The sequence below is a fragment of the Streptomyces sp. NBC_01381 genome (assembly GCF_026340305.1).
Lineage (GTDB): Bacteria > Actinomycetota > Actinomycetes > Streptomycetales > Streptomycetaceae > Streptomyces.
Genome location: NZ_JAPEPI010000004.1, coordinates 437,387 through 458,298, shown reverse-complemented (window position 1 = coordinate 458,298; position 20,912 = coordinate 437,387). Strand labels below are relative to the sequence as shown.

Annotated in this window: 23 protein-coding genes and 1 riboswitch; of the genes, 4 read left to right on the top strand and 19 right to left on the bottom strand. The window is 69.5% G+C overall.

Translation table 11 applies throughout. The features are described 5' to 3' along the window. Positions 1-239 precede the first annotated feature (239 nt). The 4 genes from OG453_RS43455 to OG453_RS43440 form a co-directional block, all read right to left on the bottom strand. Positions 240-1,280, bottom strand: coding sequence for an MASE1 domain-containing protein (locus OG453_RS43455; protein ID WP_266874336.1), 1,041 nt, complete (start codon positions 1,278-1,280; stop codon positions 240-242). 126 nt (positions 1,281-1,406) lie between these two features. Continuing rightward, entirely contained in the window at positions 1,407-2,231 is an 825-nt protein-coding gene (locus tag OG453_RS43450) for a PP2C family protein-serine/threonine phosphatase (RefSeq protein ID WP_266874335.1), read from the bottom strand. Positions 2,232-2,401: 170 nt separating this feature from the next. After that, positions 2,402-3,121: a DUF4232 domain-containing protein gene (locus OG453_RS43445; RefSeq protein WP_266874334.1), complete on the bottom strand. Its 720-nt coding sequence runs from the start codon at positions 3,119-3,121 to the stop codon at positions 2,402-2,404. A 168-nt stretch (positions 3,122-3,289) separates the two neighbouring features. Then, on the bottom strand, positions 3,290-3,856 hold the full coding sequence (locus OG453_RS43440; protein ID WP_266874333.1) for a hypothetical protein: 567 nt from the start codon (positions 3,854-3,856) through the stop codon (positions 3,290-3,292). A gap of 146 nt (positions 3,857-4,002) precedes the next feature. On the opposite strand from OG453_RS43440, the gene OG453_RS43435 reads away from it, so the two are divergent. Continuing rightward, entirely contained in the window at positions 4,003-5,280 is a 1,278-nt protein-coding gene (locus OG453_RS43435; RefSeq protein WP_266874332.1) for an MFS transporter, read from the top strand. A gap of 8 nt (positions 5,281-5,288) precedes the next feature. On the opposite strand, the gene OG453_RS43430 is transcribed toward OG453_RS43435, so the two are convergent. The 4 genes from OG453_RS43430 to OG453_RS43415 form a co-directional block, all read right to left on the bottom strand. Further along, positions 5,289-5,651, bottom strand: a complete 363-nt coding sequence (locus OG453_RS43430) for a hypothetical protein (RefSeq protein ID WP_266874331.1) — start codon at positions 5,649-5,651, stop codon at positions 5,289-5,291. Between the two features lie 15 nt (positions 5,652-5,666). Continuing rightward, positions 5,667-5,921 carry a hypothetical protein gene (locus tag OG453_RS43425; protein ID WP_266874330.1) on the bottom strand — a complete coding sequence of 85 codons (255 nt, stop codon included), beginning with the start codon at positions 5,919-5,921 and terminating at the stop codon, positions 5,667-5,669. Between the two features lie 42 nt (positions 5,922-5,963). Next, positions 5,964-7,676 carry a S8 family serine peptidase gene (locus tag OG453_RS43420; protein ID WP_266874329.1) on the bottom strand — a complete coding sequence of 571 codons (1,713 nt, stop codon included), beginning with the start codon at positions 7,674-7,676 and terminating at the stop codon, positions 5,964-5,966. Between the two features lie 106 nt (positions 7,677-7,782). Further along, positions 7,783-8,136: a hypothetical protein gene (locus tag OG453_RS43415; RefSeq protein WP_266874328.1), complete on the bottom strand. Its 354-nt coding sequence runs from the start codon at positions 8,134-8,136 to the stop codon at positions 7,783-7,785. 455 nt (positions 8,137-8,591) lie between these two features. Continuing rightward, positions 8,592-8,786: riboswitch (cyclic di-AMP (ydaO/yuaA leader) on the top strand. A gap of 4 nt (positions 8,787-8,790) precedes the next feature. On the opposite strand from OG453_RS43415, the gene OG453_RS43410 reads away from it, so the two are divergent. Continuing rightward, positions 8,791-9,552 (top strand): LysM peptidoglycan-binding domain-containing protein, encoded by a 762-nt coding sequence (locus tag OG453_RS43410; protein ID WP_266874327.1) that lies wholly within the window; start codon positions 8,791-8,793, stop codon positions 9,550-9,552. Positions 9,553-9,660: 108 nt separating this feature from the next. Here the strand turns inward: OG453_RS43410 and OG453_RS43405 are convergent, their stop codons facing one another. From OG453_RS43405 to OG453_RS43355, 11 genes are all read right to left on the bottom strand, one after another. Continuing rightward, positions 9,661-10,653, bottom strand: a complete 993-nt coding sequence (locus OG453_RS43405) for a DUF3500 domain-containing protein (RefSeq protein WP_266874326.1) — start codon at positions 10,651-10,653, stop codon at positions 9,661-9,663. Positions 10,654-10,804: 151 nt separating this feature from the next. Beyond that, positions 10,805-11,239: a type II toxin-antitoxin system Phd/YefM family antitoxin gene (locus tag OG453_RS43400; protein ID WP_266874325.1), complete on the bottom strand. Its 435-nt coding sequence runs from the start codon at positions 11,237-11,239 to the stop codon at positions 10,805-10,807. Between the two features lie 102 nt (positions 11,240-11,341). Continuing rightward, on the bottom strand, positions 11,342-11,650 hold the full coding sequence (locus tag OG453_RS43395; protein WP_266874324.1) for a hypothetical protein: 309 nt from the start codon (positions 11,648-11,650) through the stop codon (positions 11,342-11,344). Positions 11,651-11,652: 2 nt separating this feature from the next. Continuing rightward, positions 11,653-12,771, bottom strand: a complete 1,119-nt coding sequence (locus OG453_RS43390; RefSeq protein WP_266874323.1) for a hypothetical protein — start codon at positions 12,769-12,771, stop codon at positions 11,653-11,655. A 120-nt stretch (positions 12,772-12,891) separates the two neighbouring features. Beyond that, positions 12,892-14,586, bottom strand: coding sequence for an ABC-F family ATP-binding cassette domain-containing protein (locus OG453_RS43385; RefSeq protein WP_266874322.1), 1,695 nt, complete (start codon positions 14,584-14,586; stop codon positions 12,892-12,894). 120 nt (positions 14,587-14,706) lie between these two features. Continuing rightward, a complete protein-coding gene (locus OG453_RS43380; protein WP_266874321.1) occupies positions 14,707-15,333 on the bottom strand; it encodes a HutD family protein in 627 nt (208 codons plus the stop codon). 111 nt (positions 15,334-15,444) lie between these two features. Further along, a complete protein-coding gene (locus OG453_RS43375) occupies positions 15,445-16,380 on the bottom strand; it encodes a pentapeptide repeat-containing protein (protein ID WP_266874320.1) in 936 nt (311 codons plus the stop codon). 74 nt (positions 16,381-16,454) lie between these two features. Further along, positions 16,455-17,567, bottom strand: a complete 1,113-nt coding sequence (locus tag OG453_RS43370; RefSeq protein ID WP_266874319.1) for an ABC transporter substrate-binding protein — start codon at positions 17,565-17,567, stop codon at positions 16,455-16,457. Positions 17,568-17,667: 100 nt separating this feature from the next. Continuing rightward, the gene (locus tag OG453_RS43365; RefSeq protein WP_266874318.1) at positions 17,668-18,450 is read right to left on the bottom strand and encodes a class I SAM-dependent methyltransferase; all 783 of its coding nucleotides are present in this window, start codon (positions 18,448-18,450) and stop codon (positions 17,668-17,670) included. A 52-nt stretch (positions 18,451-18,502) separates the two neighbouring features. Beyond that, entirely contained in the window at positions 18,503-19,009 is a 507-nt protein-coding gene (locus tag OG453_RS43360) for a hypothetical protein (RefSeq protein ID WP_266874317.1), read from the bottom strand. A gap of 27 nt (positions 19,010-19,036) precedes the next feature. After that, the gene (locus tag OG453_RS43355) at positions 19,037-19,606 is read right to left on the bottom strand and encodes a helix-turn-helix domain-containing protein (protein ID WP_266874316.1); all 570 of its coding nucleotides are present in this window, start codon (positions 19,604-19,606) and stop codon (positions 19,037-19,039) included. Between the two features lie 91 nt (positions 19,607-19,697). On the opposite strand from OG453_RS43355, the gene OG453_RS43350 reads away from it, so the two are divergent. Then, positions 19,698-20,324: a bifunctional 2-polyprenyl-6-hydroxyphenol methylase/3-demethylubiquinol 3-O-methyltransferase UbiG gene (locus tag OG453_RS43350; RefSeq protein WP_266874315.1), complete on the top strand. Its 627-nt coding sequence runs from the start codon at positions 19,698-19,700 to the stop codon at positions 20,322-20,324. An 89-nt stretch (positions 20,325-20,413) separates the two neighbouring features. Beyond that, complete coding sequence (locus OG453_RS43345; protein WP_266874314.1) at positions 20,414-20,908, top strand: DinB family protein; 495 nt, start codon at positions 20,414-20,416, stop codon at positions 20,906-20,908. The last annotated feature ends 4 nt before the right edge of the window (positions 20,909-20,912 follow it).

Here is a 20,912-nt window from a genome sequence, read left to right as displayed (position 1 = left end):
GCATCACACATGCAAACAGCACCTCGCCCCCACCCTCGACGCGTCCGCACGCCCCGGCATCCCGCGGCCCACCAGGCGAGATCGTGTGGTCGATCGAGAGGGTGTCGAGCGCGACTATGGCTCGCAGACAGGATCAGCGGGGGCGCCAGGTGCGTACTTCCGGATGATTGATGTGGGCCTCGGGGTGGATGCGGGCGGCCGGACTCTGCGAGCCGCGTCTGCCTGAGTCATCAACGCGGTCAACGCACGTCCCGGTAGCTCCCCGTCCCCGGCGCCGTGTCGTCGGTGTGGAGGCCGGCGGCGTGCCTGGCGGGCTGTTCGGGTGGGGATTCTCCCGCGGCTAGGTGCTCCAGTACCTCGGCGAGTTCCTTACAGGCGCTCTCTACCGATCGGCGGGTGGCGCGCTGTTCGGCCGCCATGGCGGACAGCAGGAGCGCCGTCAGCGCAGTGGCACCGTTGAATGCCTGAAGTTTGGTCATGACCTCGATGGCCGACAGGTGGAGGAAGGCGCCTTGCTGCGTATTCGCCTCGAAGGTGGTGAGCACGGACGCGAACAGCGCGCACACCATGCTCCCGGCCAGCTGGAAGCGCAACGCCGCCCAGATGAGCAGCGGAAAGACGAGGAAAAGCAGGCTCAAATCGCCGAGCACAGCCAGAGGTATGACGATCACGGCCGCGATGGCGAGGCACAGCATCTCCTTCCAGCGCCTCAGTTGCAGTGGTCCAGTGGCTCCCGCCAGCACGAGCAGGAGCGGAGTGACGAGCAGGACGCCCATCGCGTCGCCCACCCACCACGCCAGCCACACGGACCAGAACTGCCCCGTCGCCAGTCCGCCGGTGACCACCTGCAGCCCGACCCCCGCCGTGGCACTGATCAGCATGGCAACGAGCCCGCCGAGGAAGACCAGGGCGAGACCGTCCCGCAGACGTGAGATTCCGACCCGGAAGCCGACCCCGCGCAGCATCAGATAGGCGCAGAGCGGGGCGAGGGTGTTTCCCGCCACGGTGACGAGGGTGGTGGGCTGAGGGGTGGTGAGGGACGCGATGACGAGGAAGGACCCGATGGCGATCCCGGGCCAGACCGACATGCCGTAGACAAGCAGGGCGGCGACGGCCACGCCGGTGGGCGGCCAAATGGGGGTGACGATCACTCCTTCGACAGTGAGTCGACCGAGCAGGCCCAGCCGCCCGGCCACGTAATAGCAGGCGGCAACGGCCGCTGTCTTGAGGACTACCTCCAAGGACAGCCGGAACCGCCGGGTCAGCAACACAGCAGCCATCAGACACCGAGCGGACCATTTCGGCCATGCGAGCGCCCGTGTCGGTGTCCGGGCTCGTCCGCAGTCTTCAGGGGGCGCTCATCCCCCCTCCCCCCGTCTGTCTCCTCTGGTGCGCGGTGGGCAGGTCTACAGGTCGCTGTCGTCGTGGCCGATGATGAGGACGGCGGCATCGTCCTCATGGCCCACCGTGTCCGCCAGCCGCATCACACCGCCTGCGAGAGCGTTGATGCCCAGTCCGGCAGCGGCAGTGATCTCGGCGAGCCGCATCACCCGGTGCAGGCCTTCGTCGAGGCTCAGTGTCGGCCCCTCGACCACCCCGTCGGTCAGCAGCACGACGACGCCACCCGTGGTGAGCCGGTGGCACACCACGGGATACTCGGCGCCTTCGAGTACGCCGAGCGGGGGACCGCATTCTCCTTCGTCGACACCGGACCGGCCGTCGGCCGTGGCCCAGATGTGGGGAATGTGGCCGGCCCGAGCGCACTCCAGGACGCCGGTGGCCGGATCGAGCCGGAGAAACGTACATGTGGCGAAGAGGTCCTCGCCCAGGGAAACCAGGAGATCGTTGGTACGCGCGAGCAGTTCCCCAGGGTCTCCCGTGACCGAGGCCAGCGCACGCAGGCCCACCCGGACCTGCCCCATGAACGCGGCGGCCTTGATGTTGTGCCCCTGCACGTCTCCGATGGACAGGCCGATACGGCCGTCGGGCATGGTGAAGGCGTCGTACCAGTCTCCCCCGACGTTGAGGCCGTGATTGGCGGGCATGTAGCCCACGGCCAGCCGGACGCCGGGAGGGTGCGGAAGGTCGTGCGGCAGCATGCCGCGCTGCAGGGCCACTGCCAGCTCGACCCGGGAGCGCTGCATCTCCGCGAGTTCCCGGGCCCGGGAGGTCAACGCCGCGAGCCTGGCGAGCAGCTCGTCACCGTCTTCGGCCGCCTGCGTACGGAACATTGATCGCGCCCCGGTTCCGCGAGAGCACCTCGCGTCAGTTCAGCTGTCTTTCACCACGTGCGTCATTGGCATGACCTCGCGTTCAACTCTGCCCGGAGATGACGGCGGTCGCACCCTGTCGCCGTCGGGCGTAGGAGATCAGCCCCTGAGGATCGCGATGGTTGTGGGGGTCAGCCGCCCTGGCCGGCGCTTCCGATCGGGCCGACCTTCACCGGGGAGCCGGAGCCGTCGGTGACGGGCAACGTCTTTGCGCCCGGCCACTCCAGGGAGACCGACTTCGTCTCGCCCGGCGGGGTCACCACAAGACCCGTGACGCTGACACCGGAACCGCCCGAGTCGTTCATCGGGTAGTTGATGCCGAAGGACACCGATTCCCCGTCCTTGAGGATCATCCGCTCGGCCGGCTGACCACTGCGCTGCGCGGACAGCGCCCCCTCACTGGTCTTCAGGTCGACACCCGCGAACCCGGACAGCGCGCAGTCCCGGCCGCCGCCGTTCTCCAGAGTCACGGCGACGGTGCCCTCGGTGTCGCCGCCGATGGTGCTGTCCATCGCCGTGATGTCCAGCTCGTCGGTGCGGCACTTGCCGGTCTTGCCGTTCTCGTTGGAGCCGGTCCCGGCGGCCGTGCCCTGCCCGCCGGAACTCCCGGAGGAGTCCTTGCCGCCGCCCTGATCCGAACCGCCCGAGCCCGAACCGCCCTGATCCGAGCCGCCCGTACCCGAACCGCCGCTTGAGGAAGACTCACTGGACGCCGACGACGGGTCGCCCTGCCCCGTGACGTCATCGCCGTTGCAGGCCGTGAGGGAGAGACCCGCGGCCACGCCCAGGGCCGCGGCGGCAACACGCAGAGTGCGGCGACGAGTAGCACGGACAGTGGTGTTGGAACGCATGGCAGATCCCCCGTAGGTAGTGGGTGTTGTTCGCTCCTTGGAACAACACCCACTCTGATCGGGGCCACTAACGCCGAGCTCCCACCCCACTAACATCCGCCTAACGGACGCGTGAGCAGGCACAGAGGGCGGAGCCGGTCGGGCGGCTACGCGTACGGTGCGTCGGGTTCACTCGGTGATGTACCAGTCGTTCTTGAGGTACTCCAGGGTGTAACTGCCGAGGTCGCTCTCGGAGAAGGTGACCGAAGCCCTGACTGATTCGACCGGCATTTCGATCTTGACGGGCGTGCGCACGGCGACGCGCTGCGGGTCGACCGTCGCCGTCTTCAGGGCCTTCTTCTGCGCGGGCGAGATCATCTGGAACACGGTGGCGTACGTCGACGTGCACGGGCCAAGACCTTGGTCCTCTGCCTTCTTCGCGGCGGGCCGGGCCACTTCGCAGACCGTGTCGATGTCCTCACGGCCCAGCGCGTGGAGGTACTGCTCGTACCGCTTGATCGCGCCCGCCTTCGTCCTGGGCGCGGGCTGGTCGCCGGTCGGCTCTGCCGACGGCTTCTCGGTCCGAGCGGAGGCGGACGGCGTGGCCGACTGCTCTTCGGCCGGTGGGGACGTGGACGTGGACGGCTGCGAAGACTTCGCGTCCGTGTCCTCCTTCGCTTTGTCAGGACCGCACGCGCACGCCACCAGCACCACACAGGCCGATACCGCCACGCTCGCCATCGTCCGCGCTCTCATTCGATCCCCTCATCACCAGCCGACAACACGTCAAAGACGTCACGCAAGATCTGGGGAAACGGTTCCCGAGTTCGGTTCAGGCAGGACAGCAGCCGGTTCAACTTCGCGCCACTGACGGTGTGTGCGGCCGCTGTTAGCCTGCGGCCATGATCAAGGGGAGATCGCCCGGCCGAATAGCGCAGCGCATAGCGGGGGACAGCAGGTCGGAGCGTGTACTGATCCTGGCCAGCTTCGTGAATCGCGTCGGCAATGGGCTCTTCAACACTGCGTCGGCCCTCTACTTCACGTTGGTCGTGGATCTGCCGGCGGTGCAGGTGGGTGTCGCCCTCACCGTCGCCGGCTTGATCGGGCTGCTCGCGGGGATACCGGGAGGTCACCTGGCCGATCGACGTGGGCCGCGCACGATCATGATGGTCGCTCTGATGGTTCAAGCAGTGGCGATGTCCGCTCTTGTGCTTGTCGAGAGCTGGGCCGCCCTCACGGTCATCGCCACCATTGACCAGCTTGCCGCAGCCGCCGGCGGCGCGGCCTGGGGAGCCCTCGTGGTCCGGGTCGGCACTGACCGCCCGGCGCTGTTCAGGGCAAAGCTCCGAACTTACGTCAATTTGGGCGTCGTTCTGGGGACCGTGGGTGCTGGATTTGCGGTTGCCGCGCATACTCGCACTGCCTACCTCGTACTGATTCTCGGCAATGCGGCCAGCTTTGCGCTGTGCGCCCTGCTCCTGTTCTTGCTCCCCAACTACAGGGCATTGGCGCCGCCGTTGCAGCAGCGCCGCTGGATCGCTCTCACCGACCGTCCGTTCGTGACCTTCGCAGCCCTCTATGGTGCGATGGGGCTGCAGTACCCGGTGGTGTCGCTGCTTCTGCCGATTTGGATTTCAGAGCACACGGACGCACCGCGCTGGACCGTGGCCGCGGTAGCCGCGATCAATTCCGGAGTCTGCGTCCTCCTGCAGACCAGAATCGGATCCCGCATCGAAACGCCTCGCGATGGCGGCAAGGCGTTCCGCACGGCAGGACTGCTCTTCCTTGTCAGCTGTCCGATGATGGCCCTGGCCGCGCACGCTCCCGTGTGGGCGGCTGCCGGCCTCGTGGTCGCAGCGATCTTCGTCCACAGCCTCGGGGAGATATGGGAGTCCTCGGCCGGCTTCGCCCTCGGCTTCGGCCTGGCACCAGACCATGCCCAAGGCCAGTACCAAGGGCTTCTCGGGCTTGGCTTCAGCGCGGGCCAGGCGCTCGCCCCTGCCATCCTCACCACCGTCGTGCTCGGCATGGGCACCATCGGCTGGCTGCTCCTCGGTGCGTTCTTCGCCGCTGTGGGCGCCGTTGGCCCATCGCTTGAACGCTGGGGTACGCGAACCCGATCCCGACTGGGTCCCGCAGCTGCGGGACCCAGCGGAGAACCGGACGAGGCGCGCGTATAGCCGCTCGCTCAGCCCGGAGCCGGCCCCGCGCTGCCGGCGTCCATCGTCAGGCCCGCCGAGGATTGCCGGGCCTCCTGCGACTCCTCACCAGGGCGGGCCACCTCGCCGGCGTCGGCGAGCCGGACGAGTTCGGCGAGCCAGGCCGGGGCTTCGCCGCCGTCCATGACGGAGCCTGACGGACGTATCGACGGACGTATCGATTGCGCTTGTTCGGTGGTGGTGAAGAAGTCGATCGGCATGGCCTGTTCAGTCCCCGCCGCGGCGGCGGGCCCTGCGTTGGCGGCGGCCTCCCGTGCTACGGAGAGCTGCCGCTCGGGCCCGGCCGCCGGGGCCGCGCCCGCGTCCTCCGTGACCGTGATGTGCACCTTCATGGCCGTTCCCCTCGCCTAGTTGAGGACCGCGTACCGGCCTTCGAAGTTCATCTGGGTGCTGCCGACGTTCTTCACCGTCAGCCAGTACGTGACCGTCGTGGCCGTGGCCCGTTCGACCTCGGTCTCCCACTCGATCTGCGGGCTGCCCGTCTGCGGTGTCGTCGGCATGAAGTACCAGATGACGTGCCAGCCCTGCGGCCAGTTGAAGGTGAACCAGCGCCCGGTCTGGCCGGGGTTGAGTGTTCCGGTGAACTGTGTGCCTACTCGCATCGTCGTTTTCCTCTCACATCCGAGAACCGGGAGAACCGCGCGTCACCATCCGAGAACCGCGAACCGGGCCTCGAACTCGACCGAGTCGGCCACCAGGTTGGTCACGTCGATCCAGTACGTCGCGTACGTGTCGTTGGCCCGCTCGACCCGGACCTTCCAGCCGATCTGCGGGGCGCCGGTGCGGACGCTGGTCGGGACGACCGTCCACACCACATGCCAGTGGGCGGGCCAGTTGAAGGTGAACCAGCGGCCGGTGCGGTTCCCGGCGAGGGTGCCCCGGAACTGGACGCCGACCCAGCTGCTCGTCTGGAGGGCCGCCGGGATGAGCTGGCGCAGGTCGGGACGCCTGCCGATGCGCTGGGTCGCCGGGCGTCCCGGCGCGTCCTGCTGCGGTGAGCCGGTGGAACGCAGCAGCTGCCGGGCCCGAGAGGGCGACAACGGGATACGGCCGTTCGCCCGCAGGACGCCCTGGGTGCCGGCCAGCGCGCCCACGACGATCGGCGAGGCACTGGACGTACCGCTGAACCGGTCCGTGTACCAGAAGTCCTGGTTGTCGCCAGCCTGGAGGTCGCCGTAGCCGGTCGTGGTCACCTCGCGTCCCCAGCCCTGTGCGTCCACGCAGGCGCCGTAGTTGGAGAAGTCGAGGCGGGACCGGTCCGGGCCGTGCTGGCGGCCGTGGGTGCCGGGCGGCGGCGCCCCGGCACCCACGATCACAGCGCCGGCGTCCAGCGCGGTGCGCCGGAAGGGGTTGCGCCACCAGGAGGGGAAGCCCGCCCTCGGGGTGTCGTAGTCGGCGTGGTCCAGGTCCTCCGCGCCGTTGCCCGCGGCCTCGACCACGGTGATGCCCTTGTTGACGGCGTATCGGATGGCCAGGTAGTCGTCCGGCCACCACTCGACGGCGATGTACCCGACCTGGCCGACGCCTGTCGCGTGCGGACCGGCGCGGTGGATCTCCAGCAGGATGATGTCGCCGGGGCCGAGGCGGTCGGCGGCGTTCCGGATCGCCGTGGCCGTGGGGATGGAGAAGGCGGACGCGCTGGTGACCGTGTCCGGCGCGATCCCGGTGATCCCGAACGCGTTGACGTCGCCGCCGATCTCGCCGAGCACCGCGGTGCCGTGATCGGTGTCCGTGCTCCCGGTGCCGGAGACGATGCCGCCCTGGTTCAGGCGCAGGTCCTCATGGGTGAAGCGCCAGCCCCACTCGCAGTCGATCACGCGGACGCCGGCGCCGCGCCCGCCGGGCAGGGTCCACGCGTAGCGGGCGTCGACGCCGCCCGGAGCCGCGTCGAGATAGCCCTGTCGGGCGGTGAAGTCCGGGGAGACGGGCGGTGCGTCGGCGCCCGTCGGCTGCATGTCGTTGAGCGGCGGGAGTTCGGTCTCCTCGCTCTCCTTCTCCTTCTTCGGTACGACCTCGGGGACGGCGAGGGCGGCTGCGGGCTTGACGTAGGCGCCCTCCACGGCGTCCGACGCGCGGAGCCGCTCGGCCAGCGCGTCCAACTGGTCGGTGGGAGCGTCGACATGGAAGAAGAGCCCCATCCGGTCGAGGATCTCCAGCGTGGCGTCGTCGGCACCGGCGCCTTCCGAGGGGGCACCCGCCTGGGCGCGCAGCCTCTCCTGGTCCGCGCCGAACAGCGGGCTGAAGGTGACGTCCTCCTGGGCCGCCACGGCGTCGAGACCGCTGACGGAGATGTCGGCGGCGGCGGTCGCGCCGGTCGGGGTGATGCGTACCCCGGCGTCGGCGCGCGTGATGCACACCAGCTCAGGGCGTCCGAAGAGTGGTTCTGGTCCTGGAGCCGGGCGGTTGTTCCCCCGGCTGTTCCCCGCACCTGATCGCTGTGGCACAGCTGACTCCTTCACCACGTTACGGAAGGTCCGCCAGTGGTTTCACGTAGGCGGCCTCGACTGCCGGGTGGTCGCGCAGGGCCGTGGCGACGGCCTCGGCGTCCCTGTCGGCGGGGACGGCGACCCGTTGCCATCCGATGAGGGCCGGGTCGTCGGCACCGGGGTGCAATGGCTCCGCCGTGACGCCGAATCGCCGCTCCAGAAGGTTCCGGACGTCCAGGACATCCGCGGTGGCTGCCGTCGCGGGAGGCGGCGGCGTACGGAGTTGAACACGGAGCAGGACGATGACTTCGGCGGCGTCGGCCACAGGTCGGCCCTCCCCCTCCTGCCGGACGCGTCCGGTGCCGCGTCCGAGCGGCGCGCTCGCGGTCACCGGCCCGCCGACTCTAGTGAGGGGCCGTCACCGGATCGTCGCCATGGCGTCACCGCGTCCGGGGCCACCGGGATGGCACTGGCGGCGAAATGCCCGCTTTGAGAGGGCGATCAGCCTCAGCGCTATGTCCAGATTTACGGCTAAAGTTGCACATTTAACTTGTTTATGGCGTGAAGGAAATTCTGTCACCATTGCGGGATAGTCGCGCCAAATTGCGCGCTCTGATACGCCGCCAAGCCGTAAATCGACCTGCGCCCAATTCGGTGAAATGAGTCACACCGGCGGCCGTGGGTTTCGAGAGCCGCCGAGCGCACTTCCGTTCTGCGCAAAGAAAGTTGGGCTTTTCGATCAAAGGGGGCCGGGCATTCTGGTCGCCAAGGGCGGACCTCAGACATTCCCTATGCGAATTCGTGTCTTGTTCCGTCCGGGCTTTCTCGCCTAACGTCACCGTCAATCCGGATGGAACGCCGAATCCTGCCGCCGTCCGGCAACTCTTCCACCCACTCACATACGCACGGCAGGAGCGGGGGACCCAGGTAAGCCGCTGATCCGCATTCCGGATCGGCTCGGGGTGAAGTCGCATTCCCGGTGCGACCGGACATCTCCCGTCCGAACCCGACAGCTCACCTCGTAGGCGACGGAGAGGAATTCGCCATGCCTGCAAAGGGCAAGCACCGCCGTCCCAAGTCCAGCCCGCTCACCCGGGGCATCGCCGCCGCAGGCACGGGCGGGGCCGTCCTCGTACTCCCGGTGCTCGGCGCGACCTCCGCAGGCGCGGCGCAGGCCGCCCCGGCCGCCAAGCCCGCCGCCGCCGCGAAGACCTACGTCGTCGTCGCGGGCGACTCCCTCTCCAAGATCGCCCGCGAGCACTCCCTGAGCGGCGGCTGGAAGCAGCTGTACAAGGACAACCGCAGCGCCCTCGGCGACGACCCGCGGCTGATCCACCCCGGCCTCAAGCTCACCCTCGGCAAGAAGGCCTCCGCCGAGCCCGCGGAGAAGTCGGCCGCCTCCAGGGCGTCCGCCGAGCGGGCGGACCGCTCCGAGCGCAAGAGCACGTCCGCCGAGCCCGCCGCCGCCCAGGCGAAGAAGTCGTACACCAACGACCTCGACGGCTGGATCAAGGAGTCGCTCGACATCATGGCCCAGCAGGGCATCCCGGGCACCTACGAGGGCATCCACCGCAACATCATGCGCGAGTCCTCCGGCAACCCGCTGGCCATCAACAACTGGGACTCCAACGCTGTCGCCGGAACCCCGTCCAAGGGGCTCCTGCAGGTCATCGCCCCCACGTTCGAGGCCTACCACGTGCCCGGCACGTCGACGGACAGCTACGACCCCGTCGCCAACATCACCGCCGCCTGCAATTACGCGGCCAACCGGTACGGCTCGATCGACAACGTGAACGGCCCGTACTAGACCGCACCCCGTCTCGTCCGCTGTGAGCCCCGGCGCGCCATGTGTCCGGGGCTCAGGCCTGTCCGAGGCCGGACCAGGTGCCTGGTCCAGGCCGCGCCGAGTGCTCAGTCACCCGTGCTGTTCCGTGTAGTGCGCGCGGAGAAGGTCGGCGCCCCAGTCGTGGCGGACGTGCCGCCAGACCGAGTGGGCGTGGTTGCCGCCGTCCTGGGTGTTGTCGTACTCGATGAGGAAGTCCGGGGCCCGAACGCAGTAATAGTGCCGGTCCCCCGGTGCGCGGCCACCGGCCCAGGCGAACGAGAGGGCGTCCAGTCCACGCGCCACGGCGTCGGACCAGCACTCCTGCGCGTACGCCGTGGGCGCGCGGTCGAGGTAGCGGCGCACCAGACGCTGAAGCAGCCGCTGCTGACCGGGCGTCATGTCGCCGTACGGGAGGCCGGTCGGCAGCAGGTCTGGATCGGCGAAGGGGTCGGCGCGGGTCAAGATGTCGTCCGGAGGCGCGGCGGCGAAGACCGCCTCTGCCCGTCGGCCGACATCTAGGTCCGTGACCAGCTCCCGGGCCAGATCCTCCTCCGGCCCCAGCAGCCTGCGGCCGGCCTGCGGACCGTGTGTGATGCGCGCCGGCTCCGCACCGATGAAGTGTGGCGTCACCCGCATCCCGGCCGCCGTGATCAATACGTGTACGGCGAGGTGGTGGCCGTTCATCCGCCAGCCCCAAGGTCCGTCGCCCTCCGGGTCGCCCAGCAGCCGCAGCCAGTAGCGGTCGGCACCCGTGGCGCCGACCATGGCTCGGCGGTGCCGTTCCACCTCGATCGCCCCGTGCGCCAGCGCCGCTCCCGCCGCGCTGTGCGCCGTGGCGAGGAGCGCGTCGACAGCCTCGCGCTGCCGGTCGCCAAGACCCTCGGTGGGCAGCCCAGGGCGCCCGCCCGGCAGATACGTCCACTCCCGCAGCTCGGGCGCGTCCAGCCGGGCGGGCCCCGCGCGCAGCTCGCGCACCTGCTCCGGGTCCAGCACGGACAGCAGTGCCCGCACCACCTCTCTCATCTCCGCCGCCAACGCCGTCGTCATCGCCGTCGCCGTCGCCTCTGATCGATGCCCGTCCACCGCTTCTCCTCCTCCCCTCGGTGCCCGATCCGGCGCACCCGCGGGGCAGCGTCACCCCCTGCGGCCCATGGTGCGTCATCCAGCAGCGACGCAACACCGGAACTCGATCCGCCGCGTGGCGTGGCGGGGGCGCGCCCACGCCAGCGGCTTGCTACTGCTCGCCCACCGGGGGCTGGCGGGCGAGGAACTCGGCGAACGCCGCCGCCTGCTTCGGGCTCATGTACCCCTGACGTGCGTGCAGCGCCTGCTCCTCCAGCCAGTCAAGCCACGCAGCATCGCGCAACTCGGCCACCAGCACGCGGTCCCGGGTGAACGTCATCTGCCCGCCGTCCACGTGCACATACCGCATGTACGGGCCGTGTTGTGCCGGTCCTGGTGGCCATTCCTCGGCTGCTTCAGGCAGGGGTATCGGAGCGCGCAGCCCGCGCTGCGCCCAGTACTCCAGCTCAGCCAGCTCAGCTGCCGGGAGCAGCACGCTCACCGGCGTACCGTCCTCGGTGAGGATCACACGTTCACCCGTCTCCTCCACGAGACCGGCCAGGCGGCCGAAGTCCTCTACGCCATCGGTCAGTTCAACGCAGGTCATGGACGCCGACGCTACCGGCCGCTTGAGACAGCGGGCCCGGCTGCCTCATGGTGGCCGGGCCGCGCTCCCGTGTTCAGCTGTCGATCATCTCCTGACGGTGTCTCAGCAGACCGCGGTCCGGTCGTACCGTCCACCCGGCGTCTGGAAGAACGCACCGTGCTTGTTCGGTATGGACTGGCAGGAGGTGTCACGCCAGTTGTGGACGATGATCCTGATCCGCATGGTCTTGCCGCAGTTGTTGTACGGCCAGGCCTGCATTCCGCCGTCGGCGTTGTTCACGTAACTGCGCTCGATACACGCAGGCGCGGTACCGCCCGCGGCGGCCTGTGCAGGAGCAGCCACTGCCGAAGTCGCGCCCAGTGCACCTGCCACTACGACAGCGGCCGAGCCGATCATTGTCTTGTGCTTCATCGTCAGCATTCTCGTATCCCCCATTTCTGTTCCGTGCTTTCTGTTCCGTCCGTGCGCGCTGATTCCCGTCCACACGTACGGAACTGGTCGCCACCGAAACTACGGAATGCACAGACCACTGGCGTCACATCCAGGTTTGACATTCGCCGTAAACCATTGCGGTAGGGCCGTACCGCAATGGTTGGAGGCCCAATAGCGCCAGGGATTTGGGGAGTTGCGGATACCGTCGTCAAGGGATGTTGCTGCCGGAAGGGGCGAGCCGCTCGATGGCCGTGAGGACTTGGCGTGTGCCGTCTTCGCGGGCGAGGGCGGCGGCGATGTCCCGGGGCCCAGAAGTGCTGGTCCAGCTGGACCGGGACGGGGTCAGCGTGCAGGCCGCTCCAGCCGGCCTGGATGATGCCGCGTACTCTCGCGCGGCGCATGGCGTCGGCGAGCAGGGTGCTCAGCCGTTCGACGTCGGCGGTGACGAAGCTGCCGAAGCCGGCGAAGACCGGTGGCGGGCCCGCGTCGAGGAAGTCCAGCAGCCGCTGGTCGGGCTCCCAGCCGGGTGGAGGTTGGGGCCACCAGTAGCCGCAGACCTCGTGTCCTTGGGGCCAGTCCGTCGGGCGGGGGACGATCCGCGGGCTGAAGCCGTGCAGGACACTGCGCCCGCGTGGCAGGCCCGGCATGCCGCCGAACCTCCGGCGCGGCAGCCCCAGTTCGCGGCGCAGGGCGCCGACGGCGGGGGCGAAGGTGTGGTCGGTGCCGGCCCACAGGGCGTAGGCGGCAAGGCGGTTGCCGTGCGATCCGAATGAGCGGCCACCGGTGAGCACGGGGTCGGTGACCGTGGAACTCGGCACAACGTCGGCGCCTTGCCGTACGGCGTCTGCGACGCCGCGGGTCAGCCGGGGCATGAACGACCGTGCCATACGTGTCACTCGCGCCATGGCCACGGGCGGGCTGACCGCTCGGGCCAGCCCTTGGCCGACCTGCGAGGCCAACTCCTGGCGCAGATCGACGGGCAGGGCCCGGAAGCCGAGTCCGTGGGCGGTCACCGCCTGTTCGAACCGCTCATGGGTGGCCAGGGTCACCTCAGGCCCCACGGAGCGCAGCCGCACGCCAAGTCCCGTATAGGGGGCCACATGGCCCCCGGCGGATCCGTTCGCAGCCGCACAGCGGCAGGTCGAGGCGGGCGTGCAGGCAGTCCATGCAGGAGCTGTTCATGGAAGAGCTGTTCATGGAGGGACGCTCGCGTGCGAGGGTCAGCATCTGCGGCCACGGCGCAGCTCCAGCCGCTCACCCGGGAAGCGCTCGCGGAAGTCGCGGTCGTGCGAGACCGTGACCACCGCCCCCGGGTACGCCGCGAGCGCCGCCTCCAGGTCCTCGACCAGGTCGAGCGCGATGTGGTTCGTCGGCTCGTCGAGTACGAGAAGGTCCGCGGGCCGGGTCACCAGCCTCGCGATCTGCAGGCGCCGCTGCTGCCCCGCGGACAGCAGCGCGACCGGGACGTCCAGATCCTGCTCACGGAACAGCCCCAGCGCCAGCAGCTGATCGGCGTACTCCTCCGGCGGCCCGGGATGTCCGGCCGCGTAGGCGGCGAGCAGCGGGAGCCGTGTGGAGCGCGCGGGCAGCTCCTGCGCCAGATACCCGATGCGTGCCGGTCGGCGCACCGCCCCTGTGTCCGGCTGGAGGTCGCCCGCCAGGACGCGCAGCAGTGTCGTCTTGCCTGCCCCGTTCTCGCCCGTGACCAGCAGCCGCTGCCCGGGCGCAATCGTGAGGAGCCCGTGCAGACGCAGCCGCTCGCCGACGCTTACGCCGTCGAGCTCGGCAATGGGTTGTCCTTGTCCGCTGCCGCTTGAGCGAAGACGAGCGCTTTGGGAAGGGTCCTTCCCTGAATGCGTGGCGCCCGCCGCCGTCAGCGCCGCCGTGAACCGCAGCGGTTCGGGTGGCGCCGCCACCGGGTTGCGCCGCAGGTGGGCCAGCCGCTCCCGGACGGAGCGCACCTGCCCGCCGAGCTTTGCCTCATGCGAGCGGCGGTGCTTGCCGAAGCCCTGCTGTGGGTCCTTGCCGGTGGTGGCCAGTCGCTTCCCGGCGGCCTCAAGCAGATCCTCTGCGCGGGCCACCTCCTCGAGCCAGGTGGCGTATTCCTGTTCCGCGCGGCGTCGGGCGCCGGCCTTCGCGGTGCGGTGGCCGGCCCAGCCGTCGCCGTACCGGTGCACCGTGCGGGCATCCCGGTCGACCTCGAGGATCGTGGTGGCGGTGCGTTCCAGGAAGCCGCGGTCGTGGGTGACCGCGACGACGGTGCCGCGGTGCGCGCGCAGGTGCTCCTCGAGCCAGTGCACGGCCGCCGCGTCGAGGTGGTTCGTCGGCTCGTCCAGGAGCAGCAGTTCTGGGGCTGCGGCCGGCACGCAGGCGAGTGCGAGCCGCGACTGCTCGCCGCCGGAGAGCGAACCGAGCACGCGCTCTCGGGTGATCCCGGCGAGCCCGAGCCCGTGCAGGGCGGCGTCCACGCGGACGTCCGCCTCGTATCCGCCGCGTTCCTCGTACGCGATCAGCAGCTCGCCGTACGCGGCGAGTTCCTCTTGCGATGCCTCGCCGAGGTGCTCCTCGGCCGTGCGCAACTGCCGCTCCATGTCGCGCAGTTCGGCCAGCGCGAGATCGACGGCGTCCTGCACGGTGCAGTGGGGGTCGAGGTCGAGGGTCTGGGCGAGGTGGCCGATGCCTCCGGAGAAACTGACGGTGATCTCTCCGGCGTCCGGCACCTCGGCAGCGGCGAGGAGCCGCAGCAAGGTGGACTTGCCGGAGCCGTTCTCGCCGATGACGGCGGCCTTCTCGCCCGGGCGGACGGTGAAATTGACCTGGTCGAGGATGATCCGGGTGCCGTAGGACTTGGTGACGTCTTTGACGGACAGCTGCGCCACGGCAGCGGGCACAGCGGTATAGGCGCGTTCGCGCATGTGACTTTCCCTGGGAATGCGAAGGGTCTACGGGCAGCAGAAACGGCGTCGTCGGCCGTGCCCGGACTCAGAGAAAGTAGAAGAAAGCCATGCCCGCACTATACAAGACGTTTCGTCTCGTCACCACTCGTGGGAGCCGCCAACCGTCAGCGCCGCGGTGATCCTGATCTCGGCCACCGAGCCGTCTCCCCGTAGCGTCAGCGCCCCCGGGCCCTCGTGGCGTACGCAGTCGAGACGGCCGAGCGCGGTCTCCCGCCCGTCCGCTCCGCCGACGGCGATCCCCTCGGTGGCGGTCATGACGAGCAGGGTCTCGCCCTCGGCGCACGCCATCTCCGCATCCTGTGCGGCGGCGACGGTGACCATCCGCACCCGTGCCGTAGCCCGGCCCCTGCGGGTCATCACATTCATGTCGCGCACCGCGCCCGCCTCCAGCCGGCAGTCCGTCACCGCGTCGCCGGAGAAGGCGAAGGGGCTCAACGGCCCGACCGATTGCGGGGTCCCGTCCACGGTCAGCACCATGCCTTCGCCCTCGACCAGGGTGATCACGCGGTCGATTCCGGGAAAGGAGGAGAAGGGGCCTCCCGCATCCACGTCCGCGATGCTCACCCGCCAGTCGAAGCCGTCCGCGGGCTCCGCCGAAGCGAGCGGCGCCTGTACGGCGCCCGACGCGACCTCCCGGGTCGTACCGCCGCCGTTCTTCCACGGCATGCTGCGGTATTCGCTCCAGCGCAGAACATCTCCGCCCATCCGACGCCGCCTCCCTCTTCCGTCGTACGTTCGGCCGCCAGCCTACGTGCCGACCAGGGCTGAGCAGGCCGCCGGTGACTGTTGGTTCCTGGGCGTGCTGCCGTCGCCGGTTCAGTCCTCCGCCCTGTGCTTTCGGGTGATGCGGTGAACGAAGGCATCGGCTTCTGCCGGTGTGATCTCGACGTGGTCGACGTCGTTGTGGCCGAGTGCGTAGCGGCGCAGGTACTCCGTCGGTTCCCAGCGCAGGTTTCGGGTGAAGGCGTCGTCGCGGACGGTGGTTCCGGCCCGACGGCGGCGCACGATGCCTGCCGGATTGCTGCGCGGGAACTCCTCACAGATGCGCGCGTAGTACGTCGTGGTGTCTGCGGGCGAGTTGAGGACCTCCACCGTTGCGCCTCGATCAGCGAGCCACAACTCGAGTTCCAGACCGGCCAGTTGGCGTCGGTCGGCGTGGTCGGCGTGGTCGGCGTGGTCGGCGACGAAGGCGGGCCCGAAGATGCTGCCGTGCAGACCCCGGAGCTCGGTGCGTTCGTCGAGGACGACCTGGAAACTCGTGCGGGCCACGCCGGCTCCGGTCAGGTCGGCGCCTTCCAGCCGAGTGGCGCCGAGCAGCGAGGCGCCGTCGAGGCGCGCTTCCCTGAGCCGCGCTCCGCGGGCATCGACCGCGTACAGGTCCGCGCTGCCGAGGTTGGCTCCCGTCAGGTCGGCATCGCGCAGCACGGTCTCGGTCAGCTCGGCCTTGACCAGGCAGGCCCCGGTCAGCACCGCGCCGGTGAGGTCCGACCAGCCGAGGTTCGCCCGGTAAAGATCCGCTTTCCGCAGCAGGGTGCCGCGGGCGGTCGACGGGCAGAACAGCGCGCTGCACAAGTCGGCGCCGGACAGGTCGGCCCCTGAAAGGTCCAGATGCGTGGCGTCCAGGGTGACATCGGCGTCGGCTGCCGCCCACTGGGCAAGGACCTCAGCTGCCGCGGCGTTGACCGGCGGCACGCGCACGTGCCGCCCTGCAGCGCCGGCCGGTGTGGGCGAGGCCTCTCCTGTATCCGTCACTCCCCGAATATACGAACCTCATCGCCCGGCGGGAGTTCGGCCTTCGCGAACATCCGGTGCGCCACGCGAGACTCTCAGCCCGCGTGAAGGATCCGAAAGCGATCGGGTTCCGCCGGATCTCGGTCAACGACTTGGATGGGCGGCCGATCCCATTGCCACACGCTGATGCCTGGCGTGCGCGAGAACTGGATCTGGCCGCGGGTGCCTTCGACTGCGACGTGCGGCCAGGATTCCGCAGTGCGTGCCCGGTTCACGCCATGAGTACGCAGCACGTCCGCGAGGACGGCGATCGTGTCGTAGCCCTCGAAGGCGACGAAGGAGGGTGCTTCGGCCAGCTGTTCGCGCAGGGCCTTCTCGACTCGTACGCCGAGTGGGGTGAGGCTCTCTGGCAGGTAGCGCAAGAACGGGATCGCGGCGCCGTCGTCGCCCAGCAAGGTCGCCCATTCGGCGAACTCCGGTTGCCCGGCGGGAGCGCCGATCATGATCTCGGCGAGGCGCTGGTCGCGGCGGACGGACTTGACGATCGGCACTGCCGGCTCCGGGTGGCCGACCAGGAGGAGAAGGGCTGTCGCGCGATGAGCGACGAGTTCGTCGCACAGGGCCGTCGGGTCGAGCGCGCTCATGTCGAGTTCGGTGACGGTGCCGCCGCGTGGAGCGAGGTGGTCCCGCAGGATGCGGGTCCCAGTGGCCCAGTAGACGCTCGGCTGCGTTGCTACTGCGATGCGGCTGTGGCCGGTGCGGAGGAGGAAGTCCGCGTAGATCTTCCAGCCGCGGGACTGTGGCGGGGCGAGGCGCGCCACCCATTCCGTCGGTTCGTCGGTGAGCGCGTCGAGCACCGCTGACGAGCAGAGGAACGGCAGGCCGAGGGCGTCGGCCCTGGCGGCAGCGGCACGGGCGACGACGCTGTGGTACTCCCCCGCCAAGGCGGCCACGCCCAGGCGAGCCAATTCGTCGACGGCCGCCGCGGCCCTCTCCGGATCAGCTGCCGTGTCCCGGACCACCAGCTCGACTGGCTTTCCGAGGATCCCTCCGGCTTCATTGACATCGCGTACGGCCAACTCGACTCCAGCGAGCAGGTGTTGGCCCGCCTCGGCCCAGCCAGGGCGGGTCAGCGGAACGAGAGCGCCGATCTGGACGGTTGATCCGTCAGGCCGCTCCGCTGCCGGTGGCGATGGTGGCGTGCTCATGCGTCTGTCTCCCCTATGTGACGATGCGGTTGCCGTCGGCCCGGACCACAGTGCGGCAAGGCCCTGCAGTACGCCACCACTTAATGGTCCGCAGGGGCCTTCACAGCTTCCGGGCGCGCAGCACACCCGTCAGCATCGGCAGGGTGAACTCCCCGCGGGCGGTCTCCGGTGTGCCGGCGAGGAATCCGCGGATCCGGGCCAGCGTGGCCTCTTGTTCCTGTCCCGGCATGACCAGCATCCCCGCGCGCGTCGCGATGGTCGCGACGAGAGAATCGGCGGTGCGGCGCTGCCCGTGCGGGAACTCGGCCTGCTCCGGCGAGCCGAAACGGGCGGCCATGCCGGTCCTCTTCGGCAGGTGCATGCCGGCCGTCTCGGCGCGCCAACTGGCGGGCGTGTCACGTGGGCCGATGGCCGCGCTGCCGCTGACCCGTGCGAGCCCGGCAATCCACTCGACGTTGTCGTCCATGAGGTTCCACAGGCCGGCCAGAATGCCGCCGGGTGCGAGGACCCTGGCGATCTCCGGTCCCGCGACGGCCATGTCGAACCAATGCATGGCGTTACCCGCCAGCACGGCATCGACGGACGCGTCCGGCAGCGGGATCGACTCGGCACTGCCCGACACGGCACGGACGCCCGGCAGCGAGCGGCGCAGCTCGGTCAGCATGGCCGGGTCGGGCTCCACCGCGATGGCTTCGACACCCAGCGCGACCAGCGTTGCGGTCAGCTTGCCGGTTCCGGCGCCCAGGTCGAGCACGCGCGGGCCGGGCGCGGGGTCGAGCGCCCAACGCACCGCGGCCTGCGCGTAGTCCGGGCGGTGCTCGGCGTAGGCGACGGCCGCTGCGCCGAACGACGAGGCGTGACGTAGCACTTCATCCTGATCCACACGGTCACCGTATCCGTGCCGGAAGTCGCGAGCGGGGCGATCGAGAGTCTGGTCAGTTCCGGCTGTCGGCGACCCGTCGGCCGATCTGTTCAAGGAATTCCTGGATGGATGCTGCGGCGACCTCGAAATCGTGGAACCAGGAAGCCGTGGTCGACCTCCAGACTCGTCCACTGCCTGCCACCGCGAAGAGATGGCCGCCACCATCGCTGGCGAACACGATGCCAGGCGATTCGTCGTCGACCTGGACGGCGCCGTACTCGCGGAAGTGCGTGGCGACCGTCGATGCTGGGTGAATGAAGTATCCGTTCTCGACATCGGGCCAGGAGATCTCGCGAACCACCCAGTAAAGGGTGGTCAGGTCGGAGGGGATCGGCGTCAGGTCCACGAGTGCGTCCGTCGCCTCGTGGCTCTCATCTGTCGCGAGGATGATGGCGTTCTCGTCCGGTGGGAAGCCATGGGTACTGAGAAACGACGACATCAAGAGCCCGAGCACCGCGGACGTCTGCTCGCACCAGCCTCGCAACCACTCCAACTCGAGCCGCTCACCAGACACGTTCATGCTCCTTGGCGCGCCCCCTCAGGCCCGTCATCCGCGAGCCTGGGCGCGCGGACCCTGCATGTCGAACAGGACGAGAAGTTCCACCGCTCCGCCGTCCGCGCTTCCCAGCCAATGCGGCAAAGACGTATCCCACTCGGCGACATTGTCCGCTTTCACCGTCAGATCGCGTTCTCCGACCACCAGTCGCAGAGTGCCATTGAGTACGTAGACCCATTCGAAGCCCTCGTGCGTCTGCAATGTCGGTTCGAGTGGCTCCGGCCGTGCCGGAATGAGCATCTTGAAGGCTTGTGTTCCGCCCGGCCGCCGGGACAGGGGCACGAAGGTCATGCCGAACCGCCGGATCGGCTTCAGGTGGATTCGGGGGTCGCCGGCGCGCGGGGCGCCCGCGAGATCGTCCAGCGGGATGTCGTACGCATGGGACAGATGCAGCAACAGTTCAAGGGTTGCCCGGCGCCGGCCGCTCTCCAGGCGGGACAGGGTGCTTTCCGACACTCCGGTGGTCGCGGACAGATCAGCCAGGGTGATACCGCGCGCCAGCCGCACCGCCCGCAGCCGCGGTCCGACCGCGTCAAGCACTTCTTCCATTGCAGGGTCCATGGGGCCAGCTTGCCGAAACGGCAAGGAGCGACGCCACATTGCGACACGTCGACTGAGACTGGCCCCACGGAAACCGAGCGGAAGGAACGCCATGGAGACCTCTGACGCGGCAACGTACTGGGACAAGGTGTACGCGGAGCGGCCGGCGTCTGCTGACCCGCAGCCGAACGCCCGCCTCGTCGAGACAGTCACCGAACTGCCCCCGGGCGACGTGCTGGACCTCGGATGCGGTGGCGGGGGCGACGCACTGTGGCTCGCGAGCCGGGGCTGGCGGGTCACCGCCCTCGACGTCTCGGCCGTGGCGGCGACGCGGCTCGCCCGGCTGGCCCGCACGCGCGGCCTCAGTGACCGGATCACCGCCAAGCAGCACGACGTTCGCGCCTCACTGCCCGGACTGCACTTCGATCTGGTCACCGCCCACTACTTCCACACTCCCTACGGGCAAGACAGGGCCGGCATCCTCCGCTCCGCGGCGCACCTGCTGCGTCCCGGCGGGCGACTCCTGGTCGTCGATCACGGGTCGACTGCGCCGTGGTCGTGGAATCAGGACCCGGACGTCCACTATCCGACTCCTCAGGAGGTCGCGGCGCTGATGCGCCTCTCTCCCGCGCAGTGGACGGTCGAACGCGCGGATGCGCCACGTCGCACCGCGGTCGGCCCCGACGGGCGCACCGCCGAGGTCATCGACCACGTTCTGCTCATCCTCCGGAGCGAGTGACACCGCCCCGCCAGGCACCCCACACCAGCGAGCACTCCACACGAGCGAGCGCCTCACAAGAGCGAGCACCCCACGAGAAGGAGCAGGCCGTGCCCACTGCCGCCCGTCGCAATGACACCCCGCCGCCCCGCACGGCGAACAGCGAGTCTGACGTCCTGCGCGGATTCCTCGACTATCTGCGCGCCTCGATCGCCGCCAAAGTCGACGGAGCCGCAGAACCTCAAGCCCGGGCGGCAGCAGTGCCGTCGGGCACGAGCCTGCTCGGACTGCTCAGCCATCTGATCGCCGTCGAGAGCGCGACGTTCCTCGGCGAAAGGGTCGCTGACTGGCAGGCGACGCTCCAGCCGGACCCTGCGGACAGCGTCGCCGACGTCGTCGCGCGCTACCGGGCAACCGTCGACCGCGCGAACGAGGTTCTCGACGCCTGTGCCGATCTCGGCGCACCGCTCCCCCGTCCGGGGCGTTCAGGCCGCCCGTCGCCGAGCGTTCGCTGGGCACTCACCCACATGATCGAGGAGACCGGCCGCCACGCGGGGCACGCCGACATCATCCGCGAACTCATCGACGGCGCCACCGGACGCTGAGCCA